This is a genomic window from Rhizorhabdus antheiae (assembly GCF_049889055.1).
GTDB lineage: Bacteria > Pseudomonadota > Alphaproteobacteria > Sphingomonadales > Sphingomonadaceae > Rhizorhabdus.
Genome location: NZ_JBLTWO010000001.1, coordinates 1 through 25,215, shown reverse-complemented (window position 1 = coordinate 25,215; position 25,215 = coordinate 1). Strand labels below are relative to the sequence as shown.

The following is a 25,215-nucleotide window of genomic DNA, read 5'->3' as shown; positions in this document are numbered from 1 at the left end:
GCTCGACCGGCGTCCTTCGTCCCGCATGCTCCCAAGACGGGGACCTGCGCGCGCAGCCTTGGAGAAAAATGTAAGGAGGCCGGAAACTTGCGTCGCGACGCCAGTGCGCGACGGATCAGAAGCTGCGGTCGAGCCCGATGCGGATGGTGCGCGGGCGCAGCGGGGTGATCTGCCGACCGCCGTTCATGGCGAAGGGCGTGCCCAGCGCAAAGCGGTTGCCGATGGCGTCGGTCAGGTTGGTCAGGCCGATGCTGACCCCGAAGTCCGGGCGGCCGATGCGCGCTGTCAGCGCGGTGTCGACATAGTCGCCCTGAAGGTCGCCGAGGATTGGCCCGATTCCTAGCCGCGACTTGCCGATATAGCGAACCCACCCATTGATTCGCAGGTCGAGCCGATCGTCCAGAGCGACCTTGTAGTCGGCGCCGACCCGCATCGTGAAACGTGCGACATTGGGGATACGACCCAGTCCTTCGGCGAGTTCTATGGTGCCGGTGTCGACCTGCGCGGTTGCCGACTGCGCCAATTGCGCGAGCAGGGTCAGCAGCGCGGTCGAGGGATCGGTGACGCGGCTGTTATTATATGTCGCCGCCGCGTCGATCACGAAATCGTCGATCGGGCTCCAGCCGATTGCGCCGCTGAGCGAATAGATGCGCCCGTCGCCAATATTGTCGGTGGTTGGCAGGCCCCCTGCATCGATGAAATCGGCCTGGATGTTGCGCCAGCGGGTGTAACTCAGGCTGAGCGACAGATCGATCGGATCGCGTCCGCGCTGGCCGTAGCGCAGCCCGGTTTCCATCGTCGACACCCGGTCGTTGAGGAAGCGCCTTACGAAGCCGCCCTCGACCGCGAGGCCGCCTGGGCGGAAGCCTTCCTGATAGCGCGCGAACAGGAGCAGGCGTGGGAGCAACTCGGCGGAAATCGAGGCGGATGGCAGGATCCGCTCCTCGGTGCGCCGTGCTACGATGGCGGCACGAAGGGCTACGAGCGAAGGCAGGAAAACAGGGCTCGCCTGCTCGGCTCCACCGCCGAGCCGCGACCGCGTGTAGCGCGCGCCGCCGGTGACGGTCATGCCGCGCAACGGCTCGACGCTCGCCTCGGCATAGGCGGTGAATTCGCTGATACGGTTGGTGACTCCGGTAACGGGCAGAGGTTGCCCGACCGGCCCCAGCGCACGATCGAGGTCGGTGCGGTTATGCGTATAGCTGGCGCCGACGACCCAGCCGAAACCGTCCCGGGTCGCCCGCCACAGCCGGTTCTCGGAGGAGAACATGCGGGTGCTGTTGGTCTGGCGGAACTGCCGGTCCTGCCCGATCACGCTCGCATCGTAATTTTCGCGAAGGTTCTGGCGGACATAACCGGTCGACGACAGGAAGGAGAGCCCGTCCCAATGTTTGGAGACGACGACCTCGCCCAGCCCATAGTCGGCGTCGAACCCGCCGGCGACGCGGCTGGCGCGATTGAGGCCGCCCAGCGCGCGGTCGGCATATTGGCCGTCGCGCCCTTCATTGTCCTGATAGACCCCGCCCAGATCGACCGTCCATCCATCGCCCATGTCGAAGCGGAGCGTGGCCCGGCCACCAGCGACGCGGGTGCGGTTGATATCGCGCTTCCGCCGCCAGACATCGTCGATATAGCCACCCTCGGTCAGCCCATAGCCGACCGCGCGGAGCGCGATGCGGTCACCCGCGAGGGGGATGTTGACCATCCCGCCGATGTCGCCCGACGGGTCGCCATGCTGGGTGGCGGCGAAGCCGGCTGAAAGCGCAGCGCTCGTCTCGCCCATGCGCGGCGCGTTGCGGATCACACGGATCACGCCGCCGAGCGACCCTGCGCCATAGAGCGTACCCTGCGGCCCCTCCAAAATCTCGACCGACTGGATGTCGTAGAGGCGCAGGTCGGGATCGGGCGCATTGTAGGTCAGCCGCATGTCGCCCAGATATTGGCCGACGGTCGCCTGGGTCGGGCCGGTGAAGCTCGAATCGGCAATGCCCCGGATGAACAGCTTGTTGCGGCCGGCGCCGAGATGGGTCGAGGACAGGCTGGCGACGCGGGCGAGGACCGATTCCATGCCTTGTTCGCCGCCGAAGGCCAGGTCGGCTCCGTCGAGCAGGCTGACCGAGCCCGCAAAGTCGCGCAGACGGGTGTCGCGCTTCGACGCGGTGACGACGATCGACCGGTCGTCTTCGGTGATGATCGGGGGCGTTGCGGCGCCAGGGCGGCTCTCGCTGCGCCCCGTCTCTGCCGGGACGATGCGAAACGCGTTGCCGCCGATTGCGACGAGGCGCGCCCGGCTGCCGCGCAGCAGCGTCCGCAGCGCCTTTTCGGCGTCCATCCGGCCGCGCAGCGCCGCTACGCGCATCGTCCAGATCGTGCGGTCCGAGACGCTGACCGACGCGCCCGTCTGCTTCGCCAGAACCGCGATGACCTCTCCCAGCTGTCCCGCAGGCAGGTCGAGCGGCTTCGCCTCCGCAGCCACGATCTGGGCCGGGATCATAAGGGCGATAAGCGCGAGGGGGAATGATCGGATCACGGGGTGCGCGGTGCCAATATCCATATCTGTCCGCTGCGGCGAACCTCGACGTCGAGCAGCGGCGCCAGCCGGACGATGTCCTCCCCGTCAGCCAGGCTGAGCACGCCGCGGAAGCGCCGCTCGGCGACGCGCGGATCGGCACGGACGGTCTGGCCCGACCAGCGGGCGAGATCGGCCGCGACCTCGGCCATGGTCTGCCCGTCGTAGATCAACCGCCCCTCGCGCCATCCGGCGACGGCATCGGGCGTCACGGCGGTGAGCGCGAGTTGCGTTTCGCCATCGACCGCGCGGAGCGCGCGACCCGCGTCCAAGCGCACGGCTTCCGTCTCGGGATTGTACACGACCGCGCCCTCGGCGACCTGGACAGCGGTGGTGCCGCCTTCGCGCAGCACGTTGAAGCGCGTGCCGACATCGACCAGCGTCGCATCGCCGACCTTGACCTTGAAGGGGGCATCGTCGTCGTGGACGACGTCGAACAGCGCCTCGCCGCGTTCGAGCGTAGCATAGCGCTGGTCCTTGCGGTCGAGCATCACGCGCGTTCCGCCGTTGAGAATGATTTTGCTGCCATCGTCGAGCGTGACCACCCGGCGCGTGCCCGGTGCTGTTTCGACCGGATAGAGAGCCGGCTGGCGATCGACCATGCCCACGCCGACGAGCACCGCCAGCGAGGCTGCGATCGCCCCGCCGATCCATGTGCGACGGCCGATGCCGCGCGACCGCTCCGCAGGAAAAGCCACGACATTGCCCGCGGCCGGCTGTTCGCCGAGCGGCGTTTCGACGGGCAGCAGGACGCCATCGAGATCCTGGTCGGCGACGGCAAACCGCTGGTACAACTCGGCATGGGCCGGATCCGACGACAGCCACGCCTCGAACGCGTCCCAGTCCTCGAAGCCGGGATCGCGCAGGCGGATCACCCAGTCGAGCGCCGCATCTTCCATATCGTGCCTGTCCTCAGCCATGAACTCGCGGCCCTCCGACTGACAGGACGGAGTCGTTTCCGTCATTCCTCATCGAAGCGCCTCCGTGTTTCGATCACCGTGCGATAGGCGCGGCGCAAGTCGCTCTCGACCGTGCTGATGCTGACGCCGAATTCCTGGGCGATGTCGCGCTGCCCGACGCCATCGATCCGGTGCCTTCTGAAGATTGCCGCTGCCCGTTCGCCGAGCGAGTCGATCGTCCGCTGCATGATCGACAACTGCTCACGCGCGATCAGTCTGCGCTCGGTCGACGGCTCATCGGACATGCCGGGCAGGGTGGTTGCGGCTTCGGTCCAGTCATGGTCGCGCTTGGTCGCCTGCTGTTGCGAGCGGTAGCGGTCGAGCATGAGGTTGTTGGCGGCGCGGTACAGATAGGACAAGGGCTGTGCGATCGGGCCGGTCGGCGCTGCGGTGATCTTGATCCACAATTCCTGCAGAAGATCCTCGGCTGCATCCCCCGCGCCATGGGCGCGCAGGAAGCCGAGCAGCCTTTCCCGGTTCGACAGGAAGACGGCCTCAAGGCCGGTATCGCTCATGTCCCCGCTCGCTCGCCACTCAGCCCCGTATCCGGGAGACCGCGCTCTACACGCGGCAGCGTCATGCTGCCAACGACTTCGTAGAGCGTCGACCCTCCCTGTCCCCAGACGGTTACGAGGCCGAAACGCCTTGGCTGCTTGAGTCGGATTCCGCTCAGCCAGACATGATCGAAGGCGCCGCGCGGGAAGAGCGTGAGCGCGCGCGTCAGGCTTCGGCCTTCCTCGGCGCAGGCGGACGGATAGACATGCTGGCTCGGGTCCGCCTGAAAGGGCCCCGCTGCGGGATAGGTCACCTTCAGGATATGCTGCCCCGCTATCGCCCATTGTTCGTTGACGAAGGCGTCGCGCTCGATGATCGCGAAGGCGGGGAGGTGGTCCTCACGCCCGTCCGCCCACTCGCGCAGGCAAGCGCGGTAATTGAGCGCGAGCACCGCCGATCCGCGCGGAATGTGCGAGAGCAGGGTGAGGTCGGTGCGGCGCTCGGCAAGCTGCTCGGCATAGGACCATGTCACCGCCAGCGTCCGCGCCGCGAGGAAGGCGAGTCCTGCGAGTGCGATCGCCCGGCCGAGGCGGGGATCGCCGGCCGGCCGAACCGACAGCAGCAGCAATGTCCAGATCGCGGGCACGAGCCGCATGTCGACATAGGCACCGCCCATCATCAGGCGCGGCAGGATCAGGAAGGCAACGGCGACGAGCGCGGCGGGCAGCAGCAGGCGCGCCGAGAAGCGCAGGCGCGGATCGCGACACGCGACATAGAGCAGGAAGAGGATGACACCGAGCGAGGCGAGATCGATCCACTGCCAGCGGTCACGGAAGGTCGAGGCGATCCACAACAGCTTGTTGGGCAGGTTGAACCAGTCGGCGGATGGGCTGGGGACGGTTCCGGCCGGCGCTGCCAACAGCATCGGCAGCAGGGGCGCGGCGAGAGGCAGGCAGGCGATGATCGCCCCCTGCAGGGCAGTCGACAGGCGGTGGCCCTGCTCGCGGCGGGCGGCGATCTCGGTGCCGAACGCCATCAGCCCGAACAGACCCCAGCCCGCACTGTGGCAGGTCCACAGGATGAGCGAGAGCGGGACGGACAGGGCGGTCCGCATCCGGCGATGGCCCCGCTCACCGAGGATGATCCATGCCGAGAGTGAGAGCAGCGCGAGGCCCTGTGCCAGCTCGAAATTGACGAAGCCCATCTGGAAGGGCCAGGCGAAGGCGAGGGGCAGGGCGAACAGGCATGCTTCGTTCATCCGGCCGTGCACCGCGCGGGCGAGACAGATCATCCCGCCGACGTTCAGCGCGACGATCAGGATCGCGATGGCATGACCGGTACCGACCGGGCCGATAAGCCCGATCAGCGGCAAGGCCAGCAGGTCGGTGCCCAGATTGCCGACCCACACCCAGTCGACCGAGAAATAGCGATGCAGCGGCGACGCATCGGGGGCGGTGGCGATGTGCCAGCGGGCGACATGGCCGGGCAGGTCGGTCAGCGGCGGCAGACCCGGCTGAAGCAAGGGGACGAGCGACAGGAGGACCAGCGCGAACATCGGTCCCCCGCGCATCCACCATGGCCGGTCGTCGCCCCGCACGGTCATCGGGCCCGCGCGAATAACTGCCAGTCCATGCCCGACAGGCCCTTGGTCGTCGCGCTGGCCAGCGGCTGGAAGGCGCGTCCGCAGCGCAGGGCGGCAAGCGGGAAGCCCGCGCCGCGCGGAGCCTCCTGCACGAAGTAGAAGTCGGCATGGACGCAGGATTCGCTCAGGATCAGCGGGTAACCCCGGCGCCCGGCGGCAGTCTGCAGCACTGCCGCATCGCGGCCATGTTCGAGCAGCACGAAGCCGCCGCCCGGCTGTTCGCGCATCATAGCCTCGACCGCGGCGCCCGGATCGGCGCGGCGGTTCTCTACGATGACGATGTCGGCGCTGATCGACCCGACCAGCACCACCGTGATCAGCATCGTGCCGAAGCGCGGGCGCAGAACGAGGATTTCGGGCAGGAGGAGCAGGAGCCCGACCGCGCTCAGCAGATAATAGCGGGGATAGGCGCTGTTGTCGGGCTGGAACAGCAGCACCAGCAGCGGCAGGCCGAGGATCGCCAGCAGGAAGAAGGGCATGCGATCGGCCAGACTCGGCTCGCGCCGCACCAGGCGCGGCAGCAACAGCACCCCGAGCATCAAGGATCCGGCGAGCCAGGGCCAGCCGACCGTATAGGCGAGCATGTGTGCGACCGCGTCGACGAAGGCGACGAGCGAGAAGGGCGTGACGCTGCCCATGCGCAGCCCGTCGGGACTCGCGGCGGCCCCGGCGAAGATCATCAGCAGCACGACCGCGACCGCCGCGAGCGCTCGGGCCGAGAAGAGCAGGGTGATGCGCAGCGCCGCGCGCCGTGGCATGTTCCGGGCCTCGACGATCACCATCCAGCCGACCAGCGCGGCGACGCCGAACAGCATCGACACATGCGCGAGCATGCCGATGAACGCCGCCAGGCCGAACCATTCGGCGCCATAGCGGACGGGGCGTCCGCCGATCTGGCGATCGACGATCAGGATCGAGACGAGCAGGGCGAGCAGCATCGGTGCATAGCCGCGCGCCTCCGACCCATAGGTGACAAGGATCGGCGACAGGGCGAACAGCGCCGCTGCGCAGCCCGCCGCCGCCACCCCGCGTTGTGCCGCGATCAGGCCGGCGACCGGGATCGCCAGCGTCCCGCACAGGATCGAAAGCGCGCGGCCGAGCATCGGCGAGGCGGTCCAGCCGACCGTCCGCAGCCACATCGTGTTCAGATGATGGTTATTGTCATGGTTGATCGCGAACAGCACGTCTCCGATGGTCGCCGCATCGCGCGCGAAGATCGCCGACCAGGCTTCGTCCAGCCAATAATCCCCGGCCGCCGCCGCGATGCGGACGCCCAGCCCCAACAGGGTGAGAAACAGCAGGATGAACGGCAGCGGGGAGTTGGGAACAAGCTGCGGAAGCGGGCGCGACATGCCTGCTTCTATCGCAACCATCGACCGAAGCCAGCGGTCGAAATCGTAACAAATCATATTATGAAGGGTGCGAGATCAGCGCGGGAATCAGGATGACTTCGGACATGGCGAAAGGCCCGACCCCGCTGCCGCTCGGCGCGACCCCTGGATTGATCTGGGGCTATGCGTTCGACGGGACCACCGGCCGCGCCCGCGCGATCGAAAGCTGTGACGAGGCGAGCGAGGCGTTTCGCTGGTTCCATCTGAGCCTCGCACATCAGGGCAGTGCCAAGTGGATCGAGCGGCAGGCCGAGCTGCCCGACGAGGTGAAGGAATTGCTGCTCGGCAGCGACAATCACCAGCGGGCCTTGATCGACGAGGGCGTGGTCGGCTGCGTCATCCATGATGTGGAGCGAGACTTTGACGGCCGCGACAGCGGGCAGGTGGGCGCGATCCGCTTCGCGCTGACCGGACGGATGATCGTCACCGCGCGGCTGCATCCGATGCGTTCGGCCGATATCGTCCGTAACCGGCTGGCGCAGGGGCGGCGGATCGACCAGCCGGCCGACGCGCTCGATCTGCTGACGGCCACCGTGATGGAAGGCGTCGCCGCCGAGATGCGCGACCTCAGCCATGACGTGCAGCGCGCCGAGGACGCCTTTCTCGACGATCTGAACTCGCCCAATACGCGCGGCCTGATCGCGATCCGCCGCCGGCTCGCGCGGCTTCAGCGCACGGTCGAAGGCATGGGCCGGGTGTTCCGCCGGTTGGAGGAAGACGAAGAATTGCCCGATGCTATGGGCCCGACGGTCGAGAAGCTGTCGCAGCGGCTGCAATCGCTCGACGCCGACGCATTGGGCGTCCAGCGCCAGCTGCGCCAATTGCGCGAGGAGATCGACACCCAGGTCGATCAGCGCACCAACCAGAATCTTTACATCCTGTCGATCATGACCGCTCTGTTGCTGCCGGCAACCTTCGTGACCGGATTGTTCGGGATGAACACCGGTGGCTTGCCCTGGTCCGGATCGGGCCACGGTACCCTTCTCGCCACCGTAACCGCCTTCGGTGCGGCGGGGGCGACCTATGTCGCACTGCGCATGATGGGCTTCATGCGCCGCTAGCCATTCCGAAGCATCTTCAAGTTGACCGGATCCGGTCAACGGCTCGGAAAATGCGGCATCGAACGACAAGCAGCGTCTTCGCCCATCGTGAACAGGCTCCAGCCGCAGGGCGGCGTCAAGTTACAACAATTGTCATTATTTGAGCCAGCTTGGTCCAGAACGGGCCAAAGCACCGATTGTGTCGGACGATGGACATGCTTAACAGATGTGTCAGGGGATGTGCGATCAGGGGAGACGCATGCGCAAGAGGGGACCGAACGGCGAGCGCACAAGAGAGGATGTCATCCGCTCGCGCGCTTGCGCCCGGCGCTTTGCGCGCGGTGCCTCCCCACAGATGCTTCGACGACGTCCCGCGCTGGACTCATCGACAGATTGCGGAGTGGCCTGAGGGAATGGCCGAGAAGGACAAGGGATCGGCTGCACGGTTGCGGCGCGAGGCTGCGAAGGCCCGCTTGCTAGCCCATAATGCGGACGAGCGGGACGAGGCTGCGCGGCTGCTCGACATAGCGTCGATGCTTGAGCGCGAGGCGCTGGCGATCGAGGACGCACTGCGCGTGCGCAGCTGAGCGCGATACTCAGCGCCGCGTGATCCATCGCCCTATCTTCATCCGCGCCCATCGATCGTAAAAGCGGTCCAGAAGCAGCGCGAGCCCGCAGAGCGACAGGACGGTTGCGATACCCAGCCATGGGGCCATGGGCTCGGGCTTGTGCCCAAAGAACACGATCCCGCGCGTGATGATCGAGATCAGCGGTGCGTGAATAACGTAGAGCGGGTAGGACATCGCACCCAGGGCTTGCGCCATGTCGCTCAGCTTCGGCTCCCGCTCCGCCACCAGCCACAGGATTGCCGGGAACACCAGGACGACGGTCGCGAAATCGGCCAGCGCGCCGCCTGGCAGGTTTCTCAGCCAGAGCACCGTCGCCAGACCTGCTACCGCGAACCAGGGTGACCATCCGGGGCTGCGGCTTGGGCGTCGATAGCGCTGGATCAGGACTCCCAGGAAGAAGGAAAAGCCGACGCGGGGAATGCCGCCGAGGATGCTCGACCAGGACTCGCCGGCACCAGGATCGCCATATGCGAGCATCCCCGCCGCGCTTGTCGCGACGATCAGAAGCAACATGGGCGTGGTGAGGCGACGCCAGAGCAGCGCCAGCGCCAGATTGGCGACCAGTTCGAAAAAGAGCGACCAGGCGGGGAAGTTCAGTGGAAAGAGACTGTCGTCGCCGGCCCAGGTCGGCGAGGGGAGCATCAGCAGCCCGGACAGCACCGCGACGACGAACTGCCCCGCCGACAGATCGCCGCGCTTCAGTGCCAGCGCCGCTATCGCGCTGATAATGCCCACAACCAGCCCGACAAGGTAGAGCGGGTAGAGCCGCAGGAGGCGAGCCTTCAGGAAGGCCGTCGCCGTCAGTCCCTCGCGAAAACGCGGTTCATAGACGGCCGCCAGGACATAGCCGCTGATCAGGAAGAACAGGTCGACCGCGAGCCAGAAGCGCGGGAAGTGCTGGAGGTCGAAGAAGGTGGCCGCATGGCCGAGCAGGACGAACAGCGCGGCGACCCCACGAAGCGCGTCGATCGTCTGCAATCGCCCCATGCCCCGGACTTGCACCGGGCATCGGGAGCGGTCAACTAGGCGGTGTATGGGATCGATGCGAGGAATGGCAACGATGCGCTGGAGACATGGACTTGCGCTCCTGGTGGCATCGGCCGTCCCGTCTCTCTGTGCGCAAGCGGCCGGTGCTTCGCTGGCGGTGACGCCGCTGGCCGAAAGTCGCGTCTTCCAGCGCCTTTCGATGGCTGGTGGGGCGTTCGGCAAGGGGGAGGGCGCGATCCCGGTCGAGGTTGACCTGTCCACGGCCGGACCGCTCTATGCCCGGACGCGGGCGCTGGATGGCCGTTCGATCTCGCAACCCGGCTGGCAGGCAGTGCCCGTTGTCGATGCCGGGCACTCGACGGTCCGCATTACCGGGGTCGCGGCGCGGCGCGGCGGTTTCTATCTCGATCTGGCGAGCGCGCCGGAGGGACCGTGGGTCGAGGGCAAGACCCCCCTCTACATGGGCGCGGTCTTCGTCCAGGCGCCGTCCCAGTCGCTGGGCGTGCTCATGACGCGGCGCGCGCCGGGTGACAGGACGTTGGCCGATCTCGGTATCCGTCCCGCGCCCGATCTCTTCGTCTGGGCGACGAGCAACGACCGGGCGCTCGCGCCGCAGCCGGGGCGCTGGGCACGCCCGTCGGACGATGGCCCCTATGGGTCGGCCTTTGCCGCCGTCTTTCTCGAAGAGCAGGCGAAGCGCCTTGGCGTGTCGACGGCGCTCGTCGGCCATGCGACCGGGGCAACATCGATCGCCGCCTTCCTCGCGCCGGACGCGAGCGAATATTCTCGCTGGATCGCGGCGCTCGACCAGGCGGGCGGCTTCGAGGGGGCGGTCGGCATCATCGGCCATACCGACGCCGCGACGCATATGTCGGGCGCGCGCTTCGCTCTCTCGCTACGCGCGGCACGATCGATCATGGCGCGCCACAACCCGGCGTTAGGCGACCGGTTCGAGCTGGCTATCGCCACCATTCCGAACGTCACGGCGATGATCTGGGGCAAGCCCGACGACTGGCAGAGGATACGCCATGCCGGCTTCGAAGCGGCGCGGGCGATGGGCGCGCGCTATGTCCAGCCCTATGACCTGGAACTGGTCGACGGCGTCCACCCATCCAACGCCGGCGCGCGGACATTGGCGCTGCATTTCTCGCGCGCCTTTGCCGGAGTGGACGAGAGTGCGGATGCCGCGCGCCTCGGCATGGCCGGCAGCGCGGCGGGCGAGGCCGCCGTGGGGCTGGGGGCAGGGGCAACTTTCGCAGATGTGGCCGGTGCCCGGGCTCTTGCAGGTGGTCCCGCCTTCGTCTCGCCGGACGTCCAGCCGCCGGGCGGGGAATGGTCTTGGAGCGCGCGCTTCCTGATCAGGAAGGGGGCTGTAGCGGAACGGGGCGTGCTGGTGGGGGCCCCAGGGCGCGGCTATCTTTATGTCGAGGCGGATGGCAGGCTGCGCAGCGGCGGTGAACTCCCGGCGCTCGCCACATCGCGCAAGGTGGCCGACGGGCAATGGCATGTCGCGCGGCTGAGTGCGGGCGCGGCGGGAATCGACCTGGCGGTCGACGGGCTGGCGGCGGGTCATAGCGACGCCGACGCGCCGCCGGGCTATGGTCGTCCGGCGTGGATCGGCGCCTTCGGAGAGCCCGATGCCTATCGGCTGCCGGTCGCCGTCGACTGGATCGAGTTCGGCTATTGGGGCGCCACGACGCGCTACGACTTCAACGGAACGGCCGAGCCCAGCGCGCCCGAGCCACTCAACCCTGACGGGCGAGTTCCAGGATGATCGCGCGCACCGTCTCGACATGGTCGAGCGCTGCGCGGTCGGCCGCTTCCATATCGCCGCCTGCCACCGCCGCCGCGATCGCGCGATAGTCGGCAAGGCGGATGCCCTGGAGCCGGGGCGACGGATATTGGGCGTGGATGATGTGCATCGCGATGGCGGGAAACAGCCGCTGCAGTTCTCGGTTGCCGCCGATCGCGAGGAGACAGCGGTAGAAGCCGCGCCGTGCGCGGCTGAATGCGGCGGCTTCGCCCGACGCAGCGGCTTCGGCGACGTCCTCGACCGCTGCTTCCAGTGCGGCGGCGGCATCGGCGTCATAGGCCTGGGCGGCCGAACGCGCCGCGAGACGCGTCATCGCCGACGCGACTTCGAGCACCTCCAGGCATTCGGTGAGATCGAGCAGGCGGATCGCGGGGGAGCGGTTCGGGCTGAGATCGACGATACCGCGCACCGCGAGATGCTGCATCGCTTCGCGCACCGCGTTGCGGCCGACCTCATAGCGCTGCGCCAGCTCGGTTTCGACGAGGCGCTGGCCCGGCACCATCCGCCCACGCTCCAGCTCCTGCATGATGCCGAGATAGACCTTGCGGGCGGCACCCGAGGGCTCGGGTCCGGACCAGTGCCGCGCCGGCGATTTGGATGAGAGATCAGCCATCGCCATTGATTGTTCCACAATCCTGTTCCATAGTCGATCGAAATCGAGAGGATTCGGGCGATGGGCGCGAGCGAGTTGTTGCAGCTGAACGGCAAGACGGCCTTCGTCACCGGCGCGTCTGGCGGCCTGGGCGCGCATTTCGCCCAGACGCTGGCCGAGGCCGGCGCCAGGGTGATCGTCGGTGCGCGGCGTGAAGCCGCTCTGGCCGACGTCGCCGCGCGGATTCGAGGTGCGGGCGGCGAATGCGACACGGTGGCACTGGATGTCGCCGACGCCGCGAGCATCGCGGCCATCGATCCGCTGCTGGCTCAGGTCGACATTTTTGTGAACAACGCCGGCATCGCGATCGACAAGCCCTTTCTCGACCAGAGCGAGGAAGATTGGGACCGCACGCTCGACACCAACAGCAAGGGCATGTTCCTGCTAACTCAGGCAGCGGCGCGCGCGATGCGTGCCCGCGGCAGCGGCGGGTCGATCATCAACATCGCCTCGATTCTCGGGCTGCGCCAGGGCATGCACCTGTCGGCCTATGCGGCCTCGAAGGCAGCGGTGGTCCAGATGACCAAATCCGCCGCGCTCGAACTTGCCCGCTTCGGCATCCGGGTGAACTGCATCTGCCCCGGCTATATCGAAACCGACATCAACCGGTCGCTCTGGTCGACCGAAGCCGGGCAGGCGATGCTCCGGCGGATTCCCCAGCGCCGGCTGGGGCTTGCCTCCGATCTCGACGGGCCGCTGCTGCTGCTCGCATCGGACGCCTCATCTTACATGACCGGTTCGGTCATCGTCGCCGATGGCGGTCACACCGTCAGCGGCCTTTGAAGGAGATCAGGAAATGACGGAACGCGCGCAGGCAATAGCGGCGAAGGTCGAGACCTTCGTTCGGGAGCAGATCATTCCCTATGAGAAGGATCCGCGCTCGACCGCCCATGGGCCCACCGAGGACCTCGTCCTCGAAATGCGCGAAAAGGCGCGCGCGGCCGGGCTGATGACGCCGCACATCCTGCCCGACGGTTCGCATCTGACGCAGCGCGAGACGGCCATCGTGCTGATCAAGTCGGGCCTGTCTCCGCTCGGCCCCGTCGCGGTCAATACGATGGCCCCCGACGAGGGCAATATGTATCTGATCGGCAAGATCGGGTCGCCGGAGCTCAAGAAGCGCTTCCTCGAACAACTCGTTGCCGGTGAAGGGCGCTCGGCCTTCTTCATGACCGAGCCGGCTTCCGAGGGCGGCGCCGGATCGGACCCGTCGATGATGCGGACGACCTGCCACCTCGACGGCAATCATTGGGTGATCAATGGCCGAAAGGCGTTCATCACCGGCGCCGAGGGCGCCAAGGTCGGCATCGTCATGGCGAAGTCCGAGGATGGCGCCTGCATGTTCCTCGTCGATCTGCCCGACCCGGCGATCAAGCTCGATCGCATCCTCGACACGATCGACAATTCGATGCCGGGCGGCCACGCCGTCGTGACGATCGACAATCTGCGCGTGCCCGCCGACCAGATGCTGGGGGCGAGCGGCGAGGGCTTCAAATATGCCCAGATCCGCCTGAGCCCCGCGCGGCTGTCGCACTGCATGCGCTGGCTGGGCGGTACGATCCGTGCGCAGGAAATCGCGGTCGACTATGCCTGTCGCCGCGAGGCCTTCGGCAAGAAACTGATCGACCATGAGGGCGTCGGTTTCATGCTGGCCGAGAACATGATCGAGCTGCGCCAGTGCGAGCTGATCATCGACTGGTGCGCCGGCGTGCTCGATAGTGGCTCGCTCGGCACGGCCGAAAGCTCAATGGCGAAGGTTGCCGTGTCCGAGGCGCTTTACCGTATCGCCGACCGCTGCGTTCAGGTGATGGGCGGCACCGGGGTTTCGGGCGACACGGTGGTCGAACAGATCTTCCGCGAGCTTCGCGCCTTCCGCATCTATGACGGCCCGACCGAAGTCCACAAATGGTCGCTCGCGAAGAAGCTGAAGCGCGACCATGCGAAGGCGAACCAGGCATGACGGGCGCGACGGGGCAGGACGAGAACAGCGGCACCACGCCGGTCCGCGAGGGCTTCCGCTTCGACGAGGCGGCGCTGGCGCGCTGGATGGCGGAGCATGTGCCCGGCTTTGCCGGGCCGCTGACGGTCGAGCAGTTCAAGGGCGGGCAGTCCAACCCGACCTACAAGCTGGCGACGCCGGGCAAGTCCTATGTGCTCCGTCGCAAGCCGCCGGGGCAGCTGCTCAAGGGCGCGCATGCCGTCGAGCGCGAGGCCAAGGTGCTGACAGGGCTGGAGAAGGCCGGCTTCCCCGTCGCGCATGTCCACGCGCTCTGCACCGACGACAGCGTCATCGGCACCTGGTTCTACATCATGGACCTGGTCGAGGGCCGCATCTTCTGGGACGCCACGATCCCCGAGGTTTCGCGCGAGGAGCGGCCTGCCTATTTCGACGCGATGAACGCGACCATGGCCGCGCTCCACAATGTCGATTATGCGGCGGTCGGGCTGGCCGATTACGGCAAGCCCGGCAATTATTTCGAGCGGCAGATCGGGCGCTGGTCGAAGCAATATGTCGAGGATGTCGACGCGGGCCGCGATCCCGACATGGATCGGCTGATCGAATGGCTGCCGGCGCACATCCCGGCGGGCGACGACACCGCGATCGTCCATGGCGACTTCCGCATCGACAATATGATCTTCCACCCCACCGAGCCGCGCGTCCTGGCGGTGCTCGACTGGGAATTGTCGACGCTGGGGCATCCGCTGGCGGATTTCTCCTACCATGCGATGATGTACCACATGCCGCCGCATATCGTGGCCGGGCTGGCGGGCGCCGACCTCGCGGCGCTCAACATTCCCAGCGAGGAGGATTATGTGGCCGCCTATTGCGCCCGCACCGGGCGCGACGGGATTGAAGACTATCGCTTCTATACCGCGTTCAACTTCTTCCGCCTCGCCGCAATCTTTCACGGCATCAAGGGACGGGTGATCCGGGGCACGGCGGCATCGGCCAAGGCGGCCGATCGGGCCCGCATGTTCCCCGAACTGGCGAGGATCGCGCGCGCCCAGATCGACTGAGCGCGGCGATCAGTAATCGACCAGCTTCTTGTCCGGGTCATAAGGCTGGTCGGGCGCCTCGCGCACGACCGCCTGCCCGCACATCATGCGCTGTTGCCCCGCGTCATAGGCATAGCTGGGTGATCCGTGCAGGGCCCAGCCCTCGGACAGCGCTTTCGTGACCTTGTGGCAAAAGGCGGAGTCGTCGACGCCGGTGAGGAAGCGGTAGATCAGCATGACGCTCTGTTAAGCGAGGACAGCCGGCGGGGGAAGTGCGGGGCTATATCGACCGGCTCGCAACCATATGCGGCACGCCTGCTATTTCGAGGTCAGCGTCCAGATCCCGTCCCAGTCAGGCTGGGGCGGCGTCTTGAGAAAAGCACGGCAGCGCTCGACATACATGGTGGAGGGGCCGTCCTCAGGCATCGCCACCAGCGCTTTCAGGAAAGCCTGCTCGGCGTCCGCCCATTCCATCGCGCGATAGGCTGCGAGCCCCTGTGCATAATATTCGAGCATCCGGCCCAGACCGCGATCGATCTCACCGGCGCGATAGCCCAGCGATTCATACACGCCCACGGGGAAGTCCTTGCCCTTGACCCGGATCAGATCGATCTCGCGGACCAGCTGCGGATCGGCGAGCCGCGCATGGGTGAATTCGGAGAAGAGGATCTTCGAGCCATAGGCCTTGTTCGCGCCCTCCAGCCGCGAGGCGAGGTTCACGCTGTCGCCTATGACGGTATATTCCATCCGCTTGATCGAACCGATATTGCCGACGATCACGTCGCCGGTGCTGATGCCCAGGCCGATGTCGATCGGCGGTTCGCCAGCATTGACGCGCTTCCGGTTGAGCGCGGCGAGCGCCACCAGCATCTGGTTGGCCGTGGCCAGAGCGTTGTCGGCATCATTGGCACCGGCGAAGGGGGCTCCGAACAGCGCCATGATCGCGTCGCCGATATATTTGTCGAGAATGCCCTTATTGGCGAAGATGACGTCTACCATCTCGGTGAAATAGCTGTTGAGCATCGTCACCGTGTCGCGCGCGCCTATCCGCTCGGCGATTGTCGTAAAGCCGCGCACGTCGGAGAAGAGGATCGAGACCGTCTGGTCCTTACCCGACAATTCGCTCTCGCCGGCCTCGAGCAGCTGGTCGGCGACCTCCTTCGACATGTAGCGCGCCATGGTCGAGCGGACGCGCTTCTCGGTGGTGATGTCCTCCATCACCAGCATCGATCCGATCACCGCATCATTGGCGTCGACCAGCGGGGCAGCGGTAAGGTTGATCGACGAGGCGCGCCCATCGGCGCCGACCAATTCGGCATCGACCGCCAGATAGGTTTCGCGGTCGCGATCGGTACGCTCCAGTCGCTCGGCGATCCATTCATTGGCGCCGGAGAAGGCGGTGCGGGCGGGAACGCCGATCAGTCCGTCGGGGGCGTCCATCAACTGCTGCGCCGCTTCGTTGCTGGTGACGATCCGACCCTCGTCGTCGAAGGTTATCACCGCGTTCGAGGTGCTCTTGAGAATGCTCTCATTGTAATTTTTCATGTAGAGCACGTCGTCGAACAGCCGGGCATTCTCCAGACAGACCGCGATCTGGGCGGAGAAGGCGCGCAGCCGCGCCTCGTCTTTCGCGGTGAAAGCGGCCGCATCGCGCTTGTTCAATATCTGCGTGACGCCGATCCGCCCACCATGTTTGTCGAAGATCGGCTGGCACAGGATCGAGCGGGTAACGAAACCGGTCGCCTTGTCGACATCGGGGTTGAAGCGCGAATCGGCATAGGGATCGGCGATGTTCTCGGCGATGCCGCTGCTGAACACCGCGCCCGCGATCCCCCGGTTCGCGGGTATGCGGATCTCGCGGATATGGTCGCCCTCGGCGAACAGCGAGAAGAGCTCGTCGGTCTTCTTGTCATAGACGAACAGGGTGGAGCGCTCGGCGTTGAGCAGTTCGGCGGTTGTCCGCATGATCCGCGCGATCAATATTTCGAGCTTCAGTTCGCCCGCGAGGTCGTTGCTGACCTCCAGGATCAGCTGCTCCTCGCGCAGCGCCTCTACCATGTGCTGGAAGCCGCGGAAGATGTCGGCATATTCGTCGGTCGAAACCACCTGCAGCCGGACCCGCTCCAGATCGCCGCGCTCGACCATGCGCATTTCGTCGATCAGCCGGCTGGCCGATCGGGAGACTTCGCGGGCGGTGAGCAGCGCCATCATCACGCCGCCGAGCATGCAGATGCACACCACGCCGACGATCCAGATGTAGAGCGGCATCATCATTTCGGCGGTCGGGTCGATGCCCTCCAGCACGAACATCCGCTGGACCTTGAAGATGATCGATGCGGCGAAGAAGACCAGCGGCAAGGCAGCGACGAAGATCGTCAGGTAGAGCAGCTTGCTCTTCAGGCGGATCGAGATCAGGCGGGCCTGATATTCCGGGGGCAGGCCGCCTTCCAGCACCTCGGACAGGCGCACGATGGTCGGTACGACCGCCCGGCTGACGCCGAAATATTCGAAAATGGCGTGGGTCGGCGAAGCGAAAAACAGGGTGGTCGCCGCGAATACGGTGACCTGCCATATCTCATAGCCGGCATCGACGATCAGATTGGCGGCGGGCAGGACGATGCAGACCATGACCGTGACAAGTGGGCCGTGGAGGAAGGTAACCCGCATGAAGGAATAGAAGGGGAGGTTGAGCGCGCGCACGACCGCTGCCGACGCCACGTCGCGTGGCGGCGCCCGGCCCTGATCGAGATATTCGAGCGCTGCCCCGATCGGTCGGTAATGGCGGACGATCAGATAGACGTCCGACAGATTGTAGATGGCGACGACGATCGGCATCATCGCGATCATGATCAGCCATTGATCGAGGCTGAATTCGAGGCCGAACAGCACCAGCGCCAGCGTGATCACGATCGCTGCCGCGCAGCCGCCCTGGTAGAGCCAGACCAGCCGCCAGAACAGCGTCCGCGCAGAAGGCTGTCCCGCCGCCGCACCCCGGGCAGTTTCGACGGGCTTCATCTCGGTCACGGAAAAGCTGCGGTCACGACGTTTGTCATTCGCTCGTCCGCCTCCCCACCGCTCGCCTGTGCACTCCTGCTTTCCCCTGCGGTTTGCCGCTCTGGCACGCTCCTTGTCCAGAAAAGTTTGGCGGGATTATTTTCGATCCCCTGTCCATGGACCGGCTTCCCGCAGCGGACGGTGATCTTCGGCACAGCCAGATCGGGTCTATGCCGCAAAATCGCCTCTCCGAAACCGGAAAAGCGACGTTAACCCTTGGGAAACCATGTTCTTTAGCAACTCGTCCAAGGTGCTGCCCTATAGCTCGTCACCATCATCACCGGCGCTTTCGTCCCCCCGACGCAACCGCCACGACGAGGACGCGAACGCCATGTCTCGAACGTCTCCGCTGGCTCATACGGTTACCGGTCTGCTGGCCGCCGCCACCGTTGCGGCAGGCCTGACCTCGGGTGGCGCTCACGCCATGGTCCCGGCCTATCGCCCGGTGATCAGCGTCGAACAGCCGATCCGGCCGATGGACAGCGAAGCGACCGGCGTCGGACGCCTCGTCTGCCTGTCGGCCGGATCGCGCGAGGTGCTGGTCGAAACCATCGGCTGGGTGGTCGGCGGGTCGGACACCGTGGTCACCGAGGGCAGCGTCGCGCTGGCCGGAGAAGCGGGCCTCGATCCGGCGAACTGCCTGTTCCAGCTCGACAATCCCGATGGCAGCGTGCGCGTCGCAGCGCGCATCCGGCATATCCACGCGCCCTGGTCCGACGGCAGCCAGCGCGACGACGAGGATGTCGACTATTCGGTCGTCAAGCTCGACCGGGTGATCGGCGTGCGGCCGGTGGCGCTGACGGCTTTCCATAGCCGCTAAGGCCGACGCTGCGAGGCTGACCCTCGCCTCTTCCCAAGCCTTCCTTCGCCTGTCAGGACGATTTCGCTGCCCGATTGGCAGTGACGATGGCGGAGACGGCGTCCGGTCATGACCAGCATTCCGCCCTTGGGCGAGCGCGCCTTCACGCGGATCACGGCCTCGGCACCGGGCGAGCCGATTTCGCGGTGCGTCGCGGAAGAGACGCCGGTCGCGATTGAATATGACGGGCTCGGCTATGCGGTGCTGATGGCGACGCCCGCCGATCTCGATGACCTCGTGCTGGGCTTCAGTCTCGCCGAGCGGTTGATCGACCAGCCCGAGCAGATCGCCGAAATTTCAGCGCATGATGTCGACCGGGGCATCATCCTGCGCGCATCGCTCGCCCCCGAATGCCGGCCGCGCGTGGCCGATCGTGTGCGCCACCGCCTGTCCGAATCCTCCTGCGGGCTGTGCGGGATCGAAAATCTCGAACAGGCGCTGCGCCCGCTGCCGCTCGTCGAAGCAGGCCCGCCCCCGGCCGATGCGGCCCTGTTCCGCGCGGTGGCTGCGCTGGCCGACAAGCAGCCGCTCAACCGCGCGACGGGGGCGATGCATGCGGCGGCCTCGTGCGGACCGGACGGGGAGATCCGTCTGGTGCGCGAGGATGTCGGCCGGCACAATGCGCTCGACAAGCTGATCGGCGCCATGGCGCGGGCAGGGCAGGGGTGGGATGGCGGCTTTGCCCTCGTCACCTCGCGCTGCTCGTTCGAATTGGTCGAGAAGGCTGCGCTGGCAGGCTGCCCCACTTTGGTGGCGATCTCCGCTCCGACCGCCCTTGCGGTCGACCGTGCACGGGAAGCGGGGCTGCGCCTCGTCGTCCTGGCGCGAGGGGACGCGATGCTGCTCGCATGACCAGACGCTTGCTGGGGGCGGTGCTCGCCGGAGGACGGTCGACGCGATTCGGATCGGACAAAGCGATCGCCCCCCTGCACGGGGTGGCGCTGATCGATCATGCGATCGAGGCGCTGCAACCCTGGGTCGAGCAGGTGGCGATCTGTGGCCGGGCGGGGCAGGGGAGCCTGTTCATTCCGGACCGTCCCGCCGCCGACATGGGTCCGCTCGGTGGCCTGTGCGCCGCGCTCCATCACGGCCGGACCCAAGGATTCGATGGAGTGATCAGCGTGGGTTGCGACACGCCGCGCCTGCCGGCCGGGCTGTTCGCGCGGTTGCTGCAATCGGACGGGCCTGCCTATCTGGCGACACTGCCCGTCATCGGCGTCTGGCCGACACGCCTCGCGCCAGACCTCGACGCATTCCTCGGCGAAGATCGCAAACATGCGGTGCGGGCCTGGGCGGATCGGGTCGGCGCCCAGCGTATCTCCTGGGACGGCATCGCCAACATCAACCGGCCGTCCGATCTGGATGCGCTCCGGCCGGGCGAGGACTGAACCCGTCCATCTTTTGTTACTTGCGGGCGCGGCGCAATTGTCGAACCCTGCGACGAGCGGCACAGACCGCAGGCAGACAGAGGATGTGAAGCCTTGGTGGAAGGTGGCATGCAGGATTGGCCCCTGCTGGTTTCGTCGATCATCGATCATGCCGAGCGCGAGCATGGCAGTCGCGAAGTCGTCAGCCGGCTGGTCGAAGGATCGATCCATCGCACCGATTATGCGTCGATCGCCGGGCGCGCACGGCAGGTGGCGTCCGCGCTCCAGCGTCTTGGTGTCGGCACCGGCGACCGCGTGGCGACGCTGGCCTGGAACACGCATCGCCATCTCGAACTCTGGTATGGAATTGCCGGGGTGGGGGCGATCTATCACACGATCAACCCGCGCCTGTCCGACGACCAGATCGCCTGGATCGTCGAGGATGCCGACGACCGGCTGCTGTTCGCCGACCTGAGCTTCGTGCCGCAGCTCGAACGGTTGCGTGACCGATGCCTGCGCGGCCGCACGTTGATCCTCATGACAGATCGCACACACATGCCTGAAACCAGCCTCGACGCGCTGTGCTACGAGGATCTTGTTGCCGATGGGGATGCCGGTTTTCGCTGGGTCGACGTGCCGGAAACGGCGCCGGTCGGTCTCTGCTACACGTCGGGCACGACGGGCGCGCCCAAGGGGGTGATCTACACCCATCGGTCGAACGTCCTCCATTCGCTGACGGCGCATGGCGCCGATGTGCTCGGCTTCCGCGCGACCAGTTGCGTGCTTCCGGTCGTGCCGATGTTCCACGCCAATGCCTGGTCGATCGCCTTCTCCGCGCCGATGACGGGCGCCAAGCTGGTCATGCCGGGCCCGAGGCTCGATGGGGCCAGCCTGTGCGACTTGCTGGAGGAGGAGGGGGTGACCTGCACCGCAGGCGTGCCGACGGTGTGGATCGGGCTGATCGACGAATTGCGTCGTCGGGGAAGGAAGCCGTCCGCGCTGGAGCGGGTCGTGGTCGGCGGCGCGGCCTGCCCGGCCTGGATGATCGAGGCGTTCGAGGCGGAGTTGGGAATCGAGGTGTTCCATGCCTGGGGCATGACCGAGATGAGTCCGATCGGGTCCTTCGGCACGACCAAGCCCGGCATGGAGGGGCTGAGCGTCGAGGAACGGCGGGCGATGAAGCTCAAGCAGGGCGCCGGCTTCTATGGTGTTGCGATGCGCACCATCGACGAGGATGGCCGCGAGCTTCCCCGCGACGGCAGGACCGCCGGCCGGCTGATGGTGCGTGGCTGCGCGGTCGTCCGCGATTATTTCAAGCGGGCGGGCGGCGATGTGCTCGACGCCGAGGGGTGGTTCGATACGGGCGATCTCGCGACGATCGACGGCTATGGCTATATGCAGATCACCGACCGCACCAAGGACGTGATCAAGTCCGGCGGCGAGTGGATCTCGTCGGTCGAACTCGAAAATCAGGCGTCCGGCCATGAGGATGTCGTCGAGGCTGCGGCGATCGGCGTCGCCGACGCAAAATGGGGTGAACGGCCTTTGGTGGTGGCGGTGCGGAAGCCCGGCAGCACGGTGGACGCGGCAGGGCTGCGCGCCTTTCTGGAGAGCCGCGTCGCGAAGTGGTGGCTCCCCGAACGGATCATCTTCGTCGAATCGCTGCCCCACACCGCGACGGGCAAGCTCGACAAGGTCGCGCTGCGGCGCCTGTTCGCCGAAGGAAAGCTCGATGCGGGGGATTGAAAGCCGCCCTTTGGGACATGATATGTTGTAACGAGCGGTCATACATGGCATGGCCTCCACGGAGACATGTTGTTGAATCGCGCCAATCCCCGACGTGACCTGTTCGACCGCCTGGCCATCGGCCTGTCGGCTATCTGTTTCGTCCATTGCGCGGCCAGCGTGATCTTCGTGACGATGCTTGCTGCAGCCGGCGGCGCGCTGCTTCATCCCGCCATCCACGAAGCTGGCCTCGTCATTGCTCTGGTCCTCGCGATCATCGGCCTTGGCCGGGGTTTCCTCCAGCATCGTCGTCGGGGACCCATGTTGCTCGGCACGCTCGGCATCGCGCAGATGGCGGCGGCCCTGAGCGTCCCGCACGGACTCTGGGAAGCGGGTTTCACCATGGCCGGCGTCAGTTGCGTCGCCATCGCTCACCTCCTCAACCGCAGGGCCGCTGCCCGAGGCTTGTAGCGGCGGGCGGGGCGGCTTACATGCTCGCCCATGAGCGCAGCGCATCATCATGAGCATCACGAAGGCGAATCGCTGGCGGAAGCTGCCCAGCGGGCGTTCGAGCGGGCTGGCGAACAGTGGACGCCGATGCGTGCGCAGATATTCGCGGCGCTGAGCGGTTCGGCCAAGCCGGCATCTGCCTATGACCTCGCCGAATCCGTCTCCAAGGTGACGGGCCGCCGCGTCGCGGCCAACAGCGTCTATCGCATCCTCGACGTCTTCGTAGCCGCCAACCTCGCCCGGCGAGTCGAGAGCGCCAACGCCTATATCGCCAACACCCATCCCGACTGCGCGCATGACTGCATCTTCCTCGTCTGCGACAGTTGCGGGCAGGCCAGCCATGTCGACGACGACGGCTTGACCGGCGCAGTGCGGCAGGCGGCCGAGAAGGCGGGTTTCACGCGGCTTCGTCCGGTCATCGAGGTGCGAGGCAGCTGCGCGGCCTGTTCCGAGGGTGACGTCGCCTGAGACGTTGCTTCCCAACTGTCCGTTCCTTTGGACACTATGGCTAGGCACCTCCGGATATTCGGTCTAAAGCAAAGCGGATGAACGATCGGCCCGTAACACCGCTTCTCGACACCGTCTCGTCGCCTTCCGACCTTCGCCGGCTCAAACATGCCGATCTGCGGCAAGTGGCCGACGAACTGCGCGAGGAAATGATCTCCACCGTTTCGGTGACCGGCGGCCATCTCGGCGCCGGGCTCGGCGTGGTCGAACTCACCGTGGCGCTCCATTATGTGTTCGAGACGCCCAGGGATGTCCTGATCTGGGACGTTGGCCACCAGGCCTATCCGCACAAGATCCTGACCGGTCGTCGCGACCGGATTCGCACCCTGCGCCAGGGCGGGGGCCTGTCCGGCTTCACCAAGCGCAGCGAAAGCGAATATGATCCGTTCGGGGCGGCGCACAGTTCGACCTCGATCTCCGCCGCGCTGGGCTTCGCCGTCGCGAACAAGCTGGCGGGCAAGCCGGGCCGCGCGATCGCGGTGATCGGCGACGGCGCCATGTCGGCCGGCATGGCCTATGAGGCGATGAACAATGCGCGGCAGGCCGGTAACCGCCTGATCGTCATCCTCAACGACAATGACATGTCGATCGCGCCCCCCGTCGGCGCGCTGTCGGCCTATCTCGCCAAGATCGTCTCGTCGCGTCCCTTCCTGTCGATGCGCGAGTTCGCCAAGCGGCTGGCGCAGCGCCTGCCGCGCCCGATCCATGAGCTGGCGAAACGGTCCGAGGAATATGCCCGCGGCATGGCGACCGGCGGCACGCTGTTCGAGGAACTGGGCTTTTATTATGTGGGGCCGGTCGACGGCCATAATCTCGACCATCTGCTGCCGATCCTGGAGAATGTCCGCGACAGCGATCACGGCCCGATCCTGATCCATGTCGTGACCAAGAAGGGCAAGGGCTATGGCCCGGCCGAGGCGGCTGCCGACAAATATCATGGCGTGCAGAAGTTCGACGTGGTGTCGGGCGTGCAGGACAAGGCGCCTCCGGGGCCGCCCAGCTATACCGGCGTCTTTGCCGACGCGCTGGTCGCTGCGGCCGAGCGCGACGACAAGATCTGCGCGATCACGGCGGCGATGCCGTCGGGCACCGGCCTCGACAAATTCGCCAAGGCCTTCCCCGAGCGTCTCTTCGACGTAGGCATCGCCGAACAGCATGCCGTTACCTTCGCAGCCGGTCTCGCCGCGCAGGGCTTCCGTCCCTTCTGCGCCATCTATTCGACCTTCCTGCAGCGCGCCTATGATCAGATCGTCCACGACGTGGCGATCCAGAATCTGCCGGTGCGCTTCGCGATCGACCGGGCGGGCCTCGTCGGTGCCGATGGCGCGACCCATGCGGGCAGCTTCGACATCACCTATCTGGCCACCCTGCCGAACATGGTGGTGATGGCGGCGGCCGACGAAGCCGAACTGGTCCACATGGTCCACACGGCGGCGCTGCACGACAGCGGTCCGATCGCTCTGCGCTATCCGCGCGGCAATGGTACCGGCGTCGATATGCCCGCCGTTCCCGAGCGGCTGGAGATCGGCAAGGGCCGGATCGTCCGCGAGGGCAAGAAGGTCGCGATCCTGTCGCTCGGCACGCGTCTGGCGGATGCGATCACCGCCGCCGACCAGCTCGAAGCGCTGGGCCTGTCGACGACGGTCGCCGACCTGCGCTTCGCGAAACCGCTCGACGAAGCGCTCGTCCAGCGGCTGCTGACCACCCATGAGGTGGCGATCACGATCGAGGAAGGCGCCGTCGGCGGCTTCGGCGCGCATGTCCTGACGCTGGCGTCCGACATGGGGCTGATCGATTCCGGGCTGAAACTGCGCACGATGCGCCTGCCCGACCTCTTCCAGGACCATGACAAGCCGGAGCGGCAATATGCCGAGGCGGGGCTGGACGCGGATTCGATCGTCGCGACGGTGCTCGCGGCGCTGCACCGCAACGCCAAGGGGCTGGAAGAGAGCGCCTGACGGGGGGGGGGGGGGGGGGGAAAGGGTAAAGCGCCCCAATGGGCCGTTTGGCTAAAAAGGG

22 protein-coding genes are annotated in these 25,215 nt (G+C 66.6%); 13 read left to right on the top strand and 9 right to left on the bottom strand.

Translation table 11 applies throughout. The features are described 5' to 3' along the window. Window positions 1-115 precede the first annotated feature (115 nt). Genes ACNI3R_RS00110 through ACNI3R_RS00090 form a run of 5 tightly spaced genes read right to left on the bottom strand, consistent with a single transcriptional unit; the run spans window position 116 to window position 7,017 of the window. Window positions 116-2,554: a TonB-dependent receptor gene (locus ACNI3R_RS00110; RefSeq protein WP_426178885.1), complete on the bottom strand. Its 2,439-nt coding sequence runs from the start codon at window positions 2,552-2,554 to the stop codon at window positions 116-118. Next, the gene (locus ACNI3R_RS00105; protein WP_426178884.1) at window positions 2,527-3,489 is read right to left on the bottom strand and encodes a FecR family protein; all 963 of its coding nucleotides are present in this window, start codon (window positions 3,487-3,489) and stop codon (window positions 2,527-2,529) included. The genes ACNI3R_RS00110 and ACNI3R_RS00105 overlap by 28 nt, the downstream gene beginning before the upstream one ends. A 41-nt stretch (window positions 3,490-3,530) precedes the next feature. Beyond that, window positions 3,531-4,043 carry an RNA polymerase sigma factor gene (locus tag ACNI3R_RS00100; RefSeq protein WP_426178882.1) on the bottom strand — a complete coding sequence of 171 codons (513 nt, stop codon included), beginning with the start codon at window positions 4,041-4,043 and terminating at the stop codon, window positions 3,531-3,533. Further along, complete coding sequence (locus ACNI3R_RS00095; protein WP_426178880.1) at window positions 4,040-5,626, bottom strand: hypothetical protein; 1,587 nt, start codon at window positions 5,624-5,626, stop codon at window positions 4,040-4,042. Before ACNI3R_RS00095 ends, ACNI3R_RS00100 begins: the two co-directional genes overlap by 4 nt. Beyond that, entirely contained in the window at window positions 5,623-7,017 is a 1,395-nt protein-coding gene (locus ACNI3R_RS00090) for a hypothetical protein (protein WP_426178878.1), read from the bottom strand. The genes ACNI3R_RS00095 and ACNI3R_RS00090 overlap by 4 nt, the downstream gene beginning before the upstream one ends. Window positions 7,018-7,121: 104 nt before the next feature. Between ACNI3R_RS00090 and ACNI3R_RS00085 the strand changes: the two genes are divergently transcribed. Together ACNI3R_RS00085 and ACNI3R_RS00080 are read left to right on the top strand one after the other, a co-directional pair. After that, window positions 7,122-8,117: a transporter gene (locus tag ACNI3R_RS00085; protein WP_426178876.1), complete on the top strand. Its 996-nt coding sequence runs from the start codon at window positions 7,122-7,124 to the stop codon at window positions 8,115-8,117. A gap of 392 nt (window positions 8,118-8,509) precedes the next feature. Continuing rightward, window positions 8,510-8,683, top strand: coding sequence for a hypothetical protein (locus tag ACNI3R_RS00080; protein WP_426178875.1), 174 nt, complete (start codon window positions 8,510-8,512; stop codon window positions 8,681-8,683). Between the two features lie 9 nt (window positions 8,684-8,692). On the opposite strand, the gene ACNI3R_RS00075 is transcribed toward ACNI3R_RS00080, so the two are convergent. Beyond that, window positions 8,693-9,712 carry an acyltransferase family protein gene (locus tag ACNI3R_RS00075; RefSeq protein WP_426178873.1) on the bottom strand — a complete coding sequence of 340 codons (1,020 nt, stop codon included), beginning with the start codon at window positions 9,710-9,712 and terminating at the stop codon, window positions 8,693-8,695. A 103-nt stretch (window positions 9,713-9,815) separates the two neighbouring features. Between ACNI3R_RS00075 and ACNI3R_RS00070 the strand changes: the two genes are divergently transcribed. Beyond that, window positions 9,816-11,486: a hypothetical protein gene (locus tag ACNI3R_RS00070; RefSeq protein WP_426178871.1), complete on the top strand. Its 1,671-nt coding sequence runs from the start codon at window positions 9,816-9,818 to the stop codon at window positions 11,484-11,486. Here ACNI3R_RS00070 and ACNI3R_RS00065 read toward each other — a convergent pair. Then, complete coding sequence (locus ACNI3R_RS00065) at window positions 11,458-12,138, bottom strand: GntR family transcriptional regulator (protein ID WP_426178870.1); 681 nt, start codon at window positions 12,136-12,138, stop codon at window positions 11,458-11,460. The two genes, ACNI3R_RS00070 and ACNI3R_RS00065, sit on opposite strands and share 29 nt — an antisense overlap. A 60-nt stretch (window positions 12,139-12,198) precedes the next feature. Here ACNI3R_RS00065 and ACNI3R_RS00060 point away from each other — a divergent pair, with 60 nt between their 5' ends. Genes ACNI3R_RS00060 through ACNI3R_RS00050 form a run of 3 tightly spaced genes read left to right on the top strand, consistent with a single transcriptional unit; the run spans window position 12,199 to window position 15,195 of the window. Then, on the top strand, window positions 12,199-12,960 hold the full coding sequence (locus ACNI3R_RS00060) for an SDR family NAD(P)-dependent oxidoreductase (RefSeq protein WP_426178868.1): 762 nt from the start codon (window positions 12,199-12,201) through the stop codon (window positions 12,958-12,960). A 13-nt stretch (window positions 12,961-12,973) separates the two neighbouring features. Further along, the gene (locus ACNI3R_RS00055; RefSeq protein ID WP_426178866.1) at window positions 12,974-14,137 is read left to right on the top strand and encodes an acyl-CoA dehydrogenase family protein; all 1,164 of its coding nucleotides are present in this window, start codon (window positions 12,974-12,976) and stop codon (window positions 14,135-14,137) included. After that, window positions 14,134-15,195, top strand: a complete 1,062-nt coding sequence (locus ACNI3R_RS00050) for a phosphotransferase (protein WP_426178864.1) — start codon at window positions 14,134-14,136, stop codon at window positions 15,193-15,195. The genes ACNI3R_RS00055 and ACNI3R_RS00050 overlap by 4 nt, the downstream gene beginning before the upstream one ends. Window positions 15,196-15,204: 9 nt before the next feature. On the opposite strand, the gene ACNI3R_RS00045 is transcribed toward ACNI3R_RS00050, so the two are convergent. Both ACNI3R_RS00045 and ACNI3R_RS00040 read right to left on the bottom strand, forming a co-directional pair. Further along, window positions 15,205-15,411, bottom strand: coding sequence for a DUF1737 domain-containing protein (locus ACNI3R_RS00045; protein ID WP_426178863.1), 207 nt, complete (start codon window positions 15,409-15,411; stop codon window positions 15,205-15,207). A gap of 81 nt (window positions 15,412-15,492) precedes the next feature. Continuing rightward, the gene (locus ACNI3R_RS00040; RefSeq protein WP_426180217.1) at window positions 15,493-18,189 is read right to left on the bottom strand and encodes an adenylate/guanylate cyclase domain-containing protein; all 2,697 of its coding nucleotides are present in this window, start codon (window positions 18,187-18,189) and stop codon (window positions 15,493-15,495) included. A gap of 370 nt (window positions 18,190-18,559) precedes the next feature. Here ACNI3R_RS00040 and ACNI3R_RS00035 point away from each other — a divergent pair, with 370 nt between their 5' ends. From ACNI3R_RS00035 to dxs, 7 genes are all read left to right on the top strand, one after another. Further along, window positions 18,560-19,048 (top strand): hypothetical protein, encoded by a 489-nt coding sequence (locus tag ACNI3R_RS00035; RefSeq protein WP_426178861.1) that lies wholly within the window; start codon window positions 18,560-18,562, stop codon window positions 19,046-19,048. Between the two features lie 108 nt (window positions 19,049-19,156). Beyond that, a complete protein-coding gene (fdhD, locus tag ACNI3R_RS00030; RefSeq protein ID WP_426178860.1) occupies window positions 19,157-19,939 on the top strand; it encodes a formate dehydrogenase accessory sulfurtransferase FdhD in 783 nt (260 codons plus the stop codon). Further along, the gene (gene mobA / locus ACNI3R_RS00025; RefSeq protein ID WP_426178858.1) at window positions 19,936-20,475 is read left to right on the top strand and encodes a molybdenum cofactor guanylyltransferase; all 540 of its coding nucleotides are present in this window, start codon (window positions 19,936-19,938) and stop codon (window positions 20,473-20,475) included. Before fdhD ends, mobA begins: the two co-directional genes overlap by 4 nt. Before the next feature lie 108 nt (window positions 20,476-20,583). Further along, on the top strand, window positions 20,584-22,200 hold the full coding sequence (locus ACNI3R_RS00020; protein WP_426178856.1) for a long-chain fatty acid--CoA ligase: 1,617 nt from the start codon (window positions 20,584-20,586) through the stop codon (window positions 22,198-22,200). A 66-nt stretch (window positions 22,201-22,266) separates the two neighbouring features. After that, window positions 22,267-22,650 carry a MerC domain-containing protein gene (locus ACNI3R_RS00015; protein WP_426178854.1) on the top strand — a complete coding sequence of 128 codons (384 nt, stop codon included), beginning with the start codon at window positions 22,267-22,269 and terminating at the stop codon, window positions 22,648-22,650. A gap of 30 nt (window positions 22,651-22,680) precedes the next feature. Continuing rightward, complete coding sequence (locus ACNI3R_RS00010) at window positions 22,681-23,157, top strand: Fur family transcriptional regulator (RefSeq protein ID WP_426178853.1); 477 nt, start codon at window positions 22,681-22,683, stop codon at window positions 23,155-23,157. A gap of 77 nt (window positions 23,158-23,234) precedes the next feature. Continuing rightward, on the top strand, window positions 23,235-25,154 hold the full coding sequence (gene dxs, locus ACNI3R_RS00005) for a 1-deoxy-D-xylulose-5-phosphate synthase (RefSeq protein ID WP_426178851.1): 1,920 nt from the start codon (window positions 23,235-23,237) through the stop codon (window positions 25,152-25,154). Window positions 25,155-25,215: the final 61 nt, after the last annotated feature.